The organism is Bradyrhizobium sp., assembly GCF_019244115.1.
Lineage (GTDB): Bacteria > Pseudomonadota > Alphaproteobacteria > Rhizobiales > Xanthobacteraceae > Bradyrhizobium.
Genome location: NZ_JAFATE010000488.1, coordinates 1 through 8,986, shown reverse-complemented (window position 1 = coordinate 8,986; position 8,986 = coordinate 1). Strand labels below are relative to the sequence as shown.

Sequence of the window (8,986 nt, the reverse complement as noted above, 5' to 3'; positions counted from 1 at the left end):
TGCGGAACGCTTCTTGAGGCACAGAGCAGAACTGCCAATGCGGTTCACGGCCCAAGCCGGCCTCTACTTCAGGTCGCCCGACCCGGCGAACAGATCGTCGTCCGCAATCAGACCACGCAGCAGGTTCTCGTGCTCTGCGCAGGTTGGGCCTACAAATATATCGAGCTTGCCGACGGCCGACGCCAGATTTTGGGCTTTCTGCTGCCCGGAGATCTTTTTTCGGTTTTGAACCTGTTCGAGCCGCAGTCGCAATTCACCGTCGCCGCGCTGACCGACGTCCAGGTCTCCCGATTCGAAAGACCGGGCGTTCGCGCGCGCGGCGATCGCCTGCAGCTGGTGCTGGAGAACGCCTGCAGGGACGAAGCTGCTGGCGCGATCCGATTGATCGCCGTGCTGGGCAAGTGCTCCGCGGAAGAACGCATCGCCTATCTGCTTACCAATCTTGCGCGACGGCTGCGAACGCGGAGCGTTATCCGCGGTCAGAGTTACCCGTTTCCGCTGCGGCTGCGGCATATCGCCGATGCACTGGGTCTCACCCCGGTTCATGTCAGCCGCGTGCTCAGCCATTTTCGCGATCGCGGACTCTGCGTCGTCTCCAACGGCGTACTGAACGTGCTCGACGAACCCGAGCTGGACCGGCTTGGCACCGTTGCGTGATCGGGCTGCTTTCATCCATCGAAGCGCGTCGGTTCATTCCACGCCGTGGGCTTCGGTGCGAATCGCGTTGTTGTCTTCCAGCAGAGCGAGCAGGCGCGCGGCGACGTATTCATGGCCCTTCGGTGTCCAGTGGCCGCCGACGGCAGCCCCGGGGTAGAAGTCGGCCTCATCGAGTGTCGCAAACGGGATGCCGCGCGAGCGCAAGTGATGAACCAGCCTGACGTCGGTGGTTTGCACGCCGACCATGAACTTCGCGCCATGCATCTCCACGAAATCTTGCATTGCATCGACCAGACGCTCCGTCGGGTCGGGAACGTAGATCAGGGGGTGCCGTATCTTCAGATAGGCGGCGTTGGCGAGCCTCGCCAGCCACAAATGGTGCACCCACCAGTTCTCCTTGATGTATTGCAGCCGCGAGGCAGGAACCGGCAGGCCCTCACTCCGCAATTCGCCGTCGGACGTGACCGTGAAATACGGCTTGTGATAGCCCTCGTAACGGATGTTCGTCGCGTTATCTTCGCGGTCATTCTGGGTGCAGAAGATGAGAACGACGATGGCCGGCTTCAGCGTCGGCCACAGGCGCTTCAGCAACAGATATTCCTGGTCGGTGCCATAGCCGGAAACGCCGGCGGGTACGATGCGATAATCGGGAAGGCGCGGCTTCAGGAGTTCGGAGAACCGTTCGTCGGCCTCGGCATCGAGCCCCCAGACCAGCGAATCGCCGAGGAACATGATGGTGGGGCGGCCGTCGGCGAGAAATTCCTGGTCGCGCAGTCCGAGATTGTTGTGCTGCACGTGAATGGTGCGGGCGTTGGTCACGGTGGATGTCGAGTTCGGGATCGGCGCCCAGCCGAACTCGGCGTCATGTCGATAGCTCAGCGAGCGCTCGCTGTTGCCCTCACGCAATTCCCGGAAATCGGCGAGACGAAGCGCGAGCTCGAGACCGAGCAGCGTCGCGACCGTCGCCAATAGCGGCATCCCGAGCGACGCGAGAAGTGTTCGCAGCTTCCCTGCTCGCCCGCGGCACTCCGTCCTTCCCTCAGCAATCGCCATCTGGGCCCACGAATGACTGCTGCGATCCTGTGCGCAACCGTGATCTTCTCCGGAAACCCGCGCGGCACGCCTACGCGGCCGCACAGGTCCGGATCATATTCCTGGCGCGTGGAGCAGCGGGCCCCTGCCGTAATCCCGGCGAGGGAGAGAGATTTCACACAGAGTGGATGTAACGCAAAGCCAGCCCGGTTCCGCCCCTCAGAACCCGTTTCAAGGGATCAATCACGCCGCTGGCAACCATGATGCACACTCCCGGCGAAACTTTGTTTCCTTAGGCGCGCCGGTAAGGCAAACCTCGGACCTCGTCGTCCAAGCTGCGGCAATGTTTCGACCGCTCCCGAATTGGCTCGGAAAGCGGCCACCATTATGTCGAGCTTGCTCGAAGGCCCGTTCGTGTCGAACGGGAACATCTCGGTCGTGAAGCGGAATGCTAGCCCTGGTTCTTCTGCGAGATGTCGACGTACACGGCAGCGAGCAGCACCAGGCCCTTGACGACATACTGCCAGTAGATGCCGATGCCGAGGATCGACATGCCGTTGTTCATGACGCCCATCACGAAGGCGCCGATCACGACGCCCATGACCTTGCCGACGCCGCCCGATGCCGACGCGCCGCCGATGAAGCAGGCCGCGATGACATCGAGCTCGAAGGAGTTGCCGGCGCTCGGAGTTGCGGAATTCAGTCGCGCGGCGACGATCAGGCCGGCAAGACCGGCCAGCAGGCCCATGTTGACGAAGGTGGCCCAGATCAGTCGTTCGGTGCGGATGCCGGAGAGCTGCGCCGCCAGGCGGTTGCCACCGAGCGCATAGATGCGCCGCCCGATCGTCATGCGCGTCGTGACGAACATGTAGAGCAGGATCAGCGCGCCCATCGTGATCAGCACGTTCGGCAGGCCGCGATAGGACGACAAGAGATAGCTGAAGCCGACGATCAGGATGGCGAAGATGGCGTTCTTGCCGACGAAGAGTGGAAACGGCTCCGTCTCGATCGTGTGCTCCTTCTCCCGCCGCCAGCGCCGCGCGCTGGTGAACAGCAGGAGCGCCGCGCCGGAGACGCCGATCAGCATCGACGTCCAGCGGAAGTTTTGACCGAACAGCGCCAGGTCGCCGAATGCCGATGCGTACGGGCTCAAAAAGTCCGGGATGAAGCCGGACGAGATCGACTGGAATTCCTTCGGGAACGGGCCGACGAACTGGCCGAGCAGGATATTGCCGGTAAGCCCGCGAAAGATCAGCATGCCGCCGAGCGTGACGATGAAGGAGGGAATGCGGGCATAGGCGACGAACCAGCCCTGCGCCGCGCCGATCAGGGCGCCGAGCAGGAGCGACAGGCCGACCACCGGCACCCACGGCATCTTGTAGTCGACCATCAAGGTCGCGGCGATCGCGCCGACGAAGCCGACGATCGAGCCGACCGAGAGGTCGATATTACCGCCGACGATGATCAGCAGCATGCCGAGCGCCATGATGACGATGTAGCTGTTCTGCAGGATCAAATTGGTGATGTTGACCGGCGCGAGCAGCACGCCGCTGGTCAGGAGTTCGAAGAATGCCATGATCACCAGCAGCGAGGCCAGAAGGCCGTAGTCGCGCAGATTGGTCCGCCAGACGCCGACGCCGGCCGTGCGGCTGGGAGCAGCGGCTGCGATGGTTTCATGTTTCATTGCGCAGCTCCTTCGTATCGCATGATCGAAGCCATGATCTTTTCCTGGCTCGCTTCGTGCGCCGGCATCTCGCCCACCAGGCGGCCCTCGTTCATGACATAAAGACGATCGCAGATTCCGAGCAATTCCGGCATTTCCGACGAGATCACGATCACGCCCTTGCCGCTCGCCGCCAGATCATTGATGATCGTGTAGATCTCGTATTTCGCCCCGACATCGATGCCCCGCGTCGGCTCGTCGAGAATCAGCACCTGCGGGTTGGCGAACAGCCATTTGCTGAGCACGACCTTCTGCTGATTGCCGCCGGACAGCGTCAGCGTCCGCTGCAGAATGCTGGAGGAGCGGATGTTCAGCTTGGAGCGGTACTGGTTGGCGACCGTCGCCTCCCTGTGGTCGTCCAGCACACCGTTCCAGGCGATGGCGGGGAGATTGGCGAGCGTGACGTTGCTGCGGATGTCGTCATTGAGGATCAGGCCAAGCGTCTTGCGGTCCTCGGTGACATAGGCAAGCCCGCTCGCCACCGCCTTCTGGATCGAACTGACGTCGATCTCGCGCCCCTGCATCAGCGCCTGCCCCCTCACGTTGCGGCCATAGGCGCGGCCGAACACGCTCATCGCGAGCTCCGTACGGCCCGACCCCATTAGCCCCGCGATGCCGACGACCTCGCCCGCATTGACGTGGAGATCGATGCCCTTGATGACCTCGCGTCCGGCATGCAGCGGATGCTCGACACGCCAATCCCTGATCTCGAACAGTTTTTCCCCGACATGCGGCTCGCGCGGCGGATAGCGCTCGTACATTTCGCGGCCGACCATACTCTTGATGATGCGGCCCTCGTCGATCTTCTCGGTGCGGCAGTTGATGGTTTCGACCGTCGAGCCGTCGCGCAGCACCGTGATCTGGTCGGCGACCTTGGCGAGCTCATTGAGCTTGTGCGAGATCAGGATCGAGGTGATGCCGTGGCTCTTGAACTCCAGCAGCAGATTGAGCAGTGCGTCGCTGTCGGTCTCGTTGAGGCTCGCGGTCGGCTCGTCCAGGATCAGGAGCTGCACCTTCTTGGCGAGCGCCTTGGCGATTTCGACGAGCTGCTGCTTGCCGACGCCGAGATTGGTGATCAGCGCGCGCGGCGATTCCTTCAGGCCCACCCTCGCCAAGAGCTCGCGCGTGCGGCTGAACGCCACGTCCCAGTCGATGACGCCCAGCTTCGCGGGTTCGTTGCCGAGAAAGATGTTTTCAGCGATTGACAAGAGCGGAACCAGCGCCAGCTCCTGATGGATGATGATGATGCCGAGATGTTCGGAATCGGAGATCGATGAAAAGCGCCGCTCCGCGCCCTGGTAGACGATCTCGCCCTCATAGGAACCGTGGGGATAGACGCCGCTGAGGATCTTCATCAACGTCGACTTGCCGGCGCCGTTCTCACCGCAGATCGCGTGGATCTCGCCGGCCTCCACGGCCAGATTGACGTTACGCAAGGCTTTCACGCCGGGAAAGCTCTTGGAAATTCCCCGCATCTCGAGAATTGCAGTCATCGCAGTCTGATCATCGCTGATTCATGGGCGATCCCACCTCGCCTCGCGGGGGGACAGGGCTGAGCGCGCTTTTCCGGGTTCATCGCGGAACCGGAACAGCGCGCATCGGCCCTGACCAAGCCATCCTCCCAAGGACCGGAACCCAGACTCGCCCCCCGCGCTCCTGGTCCGGCCCCGGTTCGAACTTTGTTGTCGTTCAAGGCCCTGCGCCCTCGAAAAAGCGCAGGACCTTGCGTCGAGCTTACTTGAACTGGTCGGCCTTGTAATAGCCGGTATCGACCAGCGCCTGCTTCCAGTTGGAGAGATCCACCGAAACCGGCTTCAGCAGGTAGGACGGCACCACCTTGACGCCGTTGTTGTAGGTCTTGGTGTCGTTGACTTCGACCTTGCCGCCGGAGAGCACCGCGTCGACCATGCCGGCCGCGACCTTGGCGAGCTCGCGGGTGTCCTTGAAAACGGTCGAATACTGCTCGTGGTTGATGATCGACTTGACCGAGGGCACCTCGGCGTCCTGGCCCGAGATCACCGGCATCGGCTGATCCTTGGATCCGTAACCGACGCCCTTCAACGCCGAGATGATGCCGATCGACAGGCCGTCATAGGGCGAGAGCACCGCATCGACATGCTGCTTGGTGTAGAAGGCCGACAGCAGGTTATCCATGCGCGCCTGGGCGGTCGCGGCGTCCCAACGCATGGTCGAGACCTTGTCCATGCCCATCTGCTTGCTCTGCACGACCAGCGTCCCGTTGTCGATGTAGGGTTTCAGCACCGACATCGCGCCGTCGTAGAAGAAGAACGCGTTGTTGTCGTCGGGCGAGCCGCCGAACAGTTCGATGTTGAAGGGACCCTTCTTGCCCTCTTTCACACCGAGGCCCTTCAGGATCGATTCCGCCTGCAGCACACCGACCTGAAAATTGTCGAAGGTGGCATAGTAGTCGACGTTCGGCGAACCCTTGATGAGGCGGTCGTAGGAGATCACCTTGATCCCCGCGTCGGCCGCATGCTGCAGCGCATCAGAAAGAGTCGTGCCGTCGATCGCCGCGATCACCAGCACCTTCTCCTTCTTAGTGATCATGTTCTCGATCTGGGCGAGCTGATTGGGAATGTCGTTGTCGGCATATTGCAGGTCGGCCTTGTAGCCCTTCGACTCCAGCACCTTGACCATGTTGTTGCCGTCGTCGATCCAGCGCGCCGACGATTTGGTCGGCATGGCGATCCCGATGGTCCCCTTCTCCTGGGCTTGTGCCGAACCGGCGAGCGCGCCGAGCGCAAGCAGCCCGATCGCCGTAGCCGCAGTAAAGGCCTTGAACTTCAACATATTTATCCTCCCGTTGGGCGTGATCGCCTTGGACTTAGTCAGATTATCATACTAGCTTAAGCATCCACTTGTATCGGTGGTCAAGTGGACTGCGACGCGATTGCGCGGTGATGTCGCTAGAAAAGTTTATCCCCTCAAAACCACGTCGCTTGGTATCCCCTCCTCCTCCCCTCGGAATGTTCCCCCGTGAGAGGTGTCTGATTATACATTGGGCCGCAACCTGAGGGAGACGGATGCAATGAAAAAAACCAAGTCTTTGACGTCAGTGATTTTGTTAGGCTTCGCGGTGTCCGCATGTGCTTCGATCGCGCGCGCCGAGACGATCAAGCTGCACGCCGACATGAAAGGCAGCAACGAGGTGCCGCCGAACACCAGCCCCGGCTCGGGAACGGCGGAGGCAACCTTCGATACCGACAGCAAGCTTCTCACCTGGACCGTGACCTATTCCAACCTGACGGGCCCCGTCATGGGCGCCCATTTCCACGGCCCCGTCGAGGCCGGCAAGAATGCCGGGATCGTGCTGCCGTTCAAGACCGTCGAAAGTCCAATCCAGGGATCGGCGACCCTGACCGACAATCAGGCGACCGATCTGCTCGCCGGCAAGTGGTATGCGAACATTCACACCGCTGCAAATCCCGGCGGCGAACTGCGCGGACAAATGATGAAGTAGGTTAAGTCTCGCCCCCCGTCGCGGCTCAACGCGGTTGGCGCATGCTTCTAGCACGGGCCCTCCGGGCCCGCCGCTGGCCCCCGGAGGCCCAGAGCCACCGGGCCCAGCGCGGTCACCAGATCCCGTTCCGCCAGGTCCGGCTCCGCCAGGCCCGCCTGCTGGCCCCGGCATTCCCCCGGAACCGGGCCGTCGCCGGCGGATTAGCACTGCGCGCGGACGTACCGGTCGCGCCGATCAAGCGACCAGCGCGGCGTCTTCGACCGCGCCGACGGCCGGCGGGCGGCGCGACAGAAGCTCCCGGAATTTCGCGAAAGGCAGGGGCGGCGCGACGAGATAGCCCTGCCCCTGCGCGACGCCGCACGCCAGCAGCGCCCGCCTCTGCTCCTCGGTCTCGATGCCCTCCGCCATGACGTCCATGTGCAGATCCTGCGCGAGCCGCACCAGCATCTCCACGATGACGGCCGTCGACGCGTCCTCGGTGATGGTGTCGATGAAGAACTTGTCGATCTTGATGATGTTGGCGCCGAGCCCCTTGAGATGGGAGAGCCCGCTGTGGCCGACGCCGACATCGTCGATCGCCACCTTGAAGCCGTAGTCGCGCAGTTGCCGGACGACGTCGGCGGCATGGTCGAGGTCGTGAAGCTCGTCGCGCTCGGTGATCTCGAGCACGATCTGGCGCGCGGAAACTCTTGCGCCCATCACCACACGCCGAAGCGTCTCGATGAAATTGACGCTGAGCAGATGGCTTGGGACGACATTGACGGCAAGCTTGAAATCCCGGTTTTCCCTCAGGAGCGGCCGCATGTCGTTCAGCGCCGTCGACAGGATCTGCCAGGTCAATTTCTGGATCCGCCCGGAGGATTCGGCGAGCGGAATGAAATTCATCGGAGAGATGACGGAGCCGTCTTTGGTGATCCACCGGGCCAACACTTCGCAACCCACGATCTCGCCGCTGTGCAGGTCGAATGTCGGCTGAAAGAACGGCTTGAACTCGTCCCGCAGCAGCGCACGGTCGAGGTCGGCGACGGGTCCCTCGAGCCGCTTCAGCCTGGTGAGAAGCAATCCGAACACGAGCCCGAGCGCCAGCGCGATGCTGATGGCGGGCCAGTAGATCTCGTTATTCCATTGCGACAGGGCGCCGCGTGCGAGGTGGATCGTGACCCGAAACGGATAGCGGGACGACGTCCTGATGACGTCCAGCGCGTCTGCGAGTGCGCCGTCCTGTTGTGGGGAAAACTGGACGAGCTTTTCGCCATTGTTCAATCCCAGCACGACCTCGCTTTCGCCCCTGAGCTCCGCCGGCATGATGTCGAGCAGGCTGGAATTGATCCCGAGGATCGCAACCACCGACCTCTGGCGATCGACGTCCCGGAGCACGCCGAGCGCATCCCCGCCGAACTGCTCGACCCGGAACAGGAGGACGCGGGCATCGGTGGAGACCAGCATGTCAGACCGGTCGACCCAGCCCTTGTCGAATTCGAGCGTCTCGGAATAGGCCGAGCAGATCACCGAGCCGTCGGGATTGACCAGGCGGACGTCCTTGACCGCGGAGCGCTGATAGACATGGAGACGAATTGCCTGCAGCGACGCCGCATCGCAAGTGACCAGGCCGCGCGCCGCAAGCTCGTCGAGGCTCGCCGCGGCAAAGTCCACCGCGAGCTCGGAGCGACGCACGACGATTTCGGCGAGTTCATTCAGCTGTCGCGACTGCTGATGGCCGATGAAGGCCTCGGCTGCAAAATGTCCTGTTATCCCGAACGAAGCCAGGCTTCCCAGAACGATCAAGGACAGCAAGATGGTCGGCCGCAGCGACTTCATTGGGAGGCGCAGGCGTCAGGACAAGGGTACCTCGACCGTAGATAGCAGCCCCTAATATTTGTTTAGCAGGTGCGAGCGGATTCGACATGCGCCAATCGTCACCCGGACTTGAGGATCTGGTATTTAATTTTCGCTTACCAATCGCGCAAGCCGCGGATGGACGGCGTCTCGCCCTCGGCGCCTCCGGCGGCCGGCGCATCATGCCGGCGGTCATGCAGATCCTCTCCTTCGTGATGGATTTTGGCATGGATCTCGAGGCCGCGATTCACCAGCCG

7 protein-coding genes and 1 pseudogene are annotated in these 8,986 nt (G+C 62.4%); 3 read left to right on the top strand and 5 right to left on the bottom strand.

Features of this window, described 5'->3' with window-relative positions; genetic code table 11:
• Positions 1 to 657, top strand: a 657-nt coding sequence (locus JOZ76_RS21420; protein ID WP_291701588.1) for a Crp/Fnr family transcriptional regulator, incomplete at its 5' end; no start/stop codon positions are given.
• A 33-nt stretch (positions 658 to 690) separates the two neighbouring features.
• Here the strand turns inward: JOZ76_RS21420 and JOZ76_RS21415 are convergent.
• The 4 genes from JOZ76_RS21415 to chvE form a co-directional block, all read right to left on the bottom strand.
• Positions 691 to 1,626, bottom strand: coding sequence for an SGNH/GDSL hydrolase family protein (locus JOZ76_RS21415; RefSeq protein ID WP_291701585.1), 936 nt, complete (start codon positions 1,624 to 1,626; stop codon positions 691 to 693).
• A gap of 514 nt (positions 1,627 to 2,140) precedes the next feature.
• The gene (gene mmsB / locus JOZ76_RS21410) at positions 2,141 to 3,373 is read right to left on the bottom strand and encodes a multiple monosaccharide ABC transporter permease (protein ID WP_291701583.1); all 1,233 of its coding nucleotides are present in this window, start codon (positions 3,371 to 3,373) and stop codon (positions 2,141 to 2,143) included.
• Complete coding sequence (gene mmsA / locus JOZ76_RS21405) at positions 3,370 to 4,905, bottom strand: multiple monosaccharide ABC transporter ATP-binding protein (protein ID WP_291701581.1); 1,536 nt, start codon at positions 4,903 to 4,905, stop codon at positions 3,370 to 3,372. The genes mmsB and mmsA overlap by 4 nt, the downstream gene beginning before the upstream one ends.
• Before the next feature lie 241 nt (positions 4,906 to 5,146).
• Positions 5,147 to 6,223: a multiple monosaccharide ABC transporter substrate-binding protein gene (gene chvE, locus JOZ76_RS21400; protein ID WP_291701579.1), complete on the bottom strand. Its 1,077-nt coding sequence runs from the start codon at positions 6,221 to 6,223 to the stop codon at positions 5,147 to 5,149.
• Between the two features lie 238 nt (positions 6,224 to 6,461).
• Here chvE and JOZ76_RS21395 point away from each other — a divergent pair, with 238 nt between their 5' ends.
• A complete protein-coding gene (locus tag JOZ76_RS21395; RefSeq protein ID WP_291701578.1) occupies positions 6,462 to 6,893 on the top strand; it encodes a CHRD domain-containing protein in 432 nt (143 codons plus the stop codon).
• A gap of 234 nt (positions 6,894 to 7,127) precedes the next feature.
• On the opposite strand, the gene JOZ76_RS21390 is transcribed toward JOZ76_RS21395, so the two are convergent.
• The gene (locus tag JOZ76_RS21390; protein WP_291701575.1) at positions 7,128 to 8,711 is read right to left on the bottom strand and encodes an EAL domain-containing protein; all 1,584 of its coding nucleotides are present in this window, start codon (positions 8,709 to 8,711) and stop codon (positions 7,128 to 7,130) included.
• A gap of 140 nt (positions 8,712 to 8,851) precedes the next feature.
• Between JOZ76_RS21390 and JOZ76_RS21385 the strand changes: the two are divergent.
• Positions 8,852 to 8,986, top strand: a pseudogene (locus tag JOZ76_RS21385) (gamma-glutamyltransferase); the annotation flags it as partial.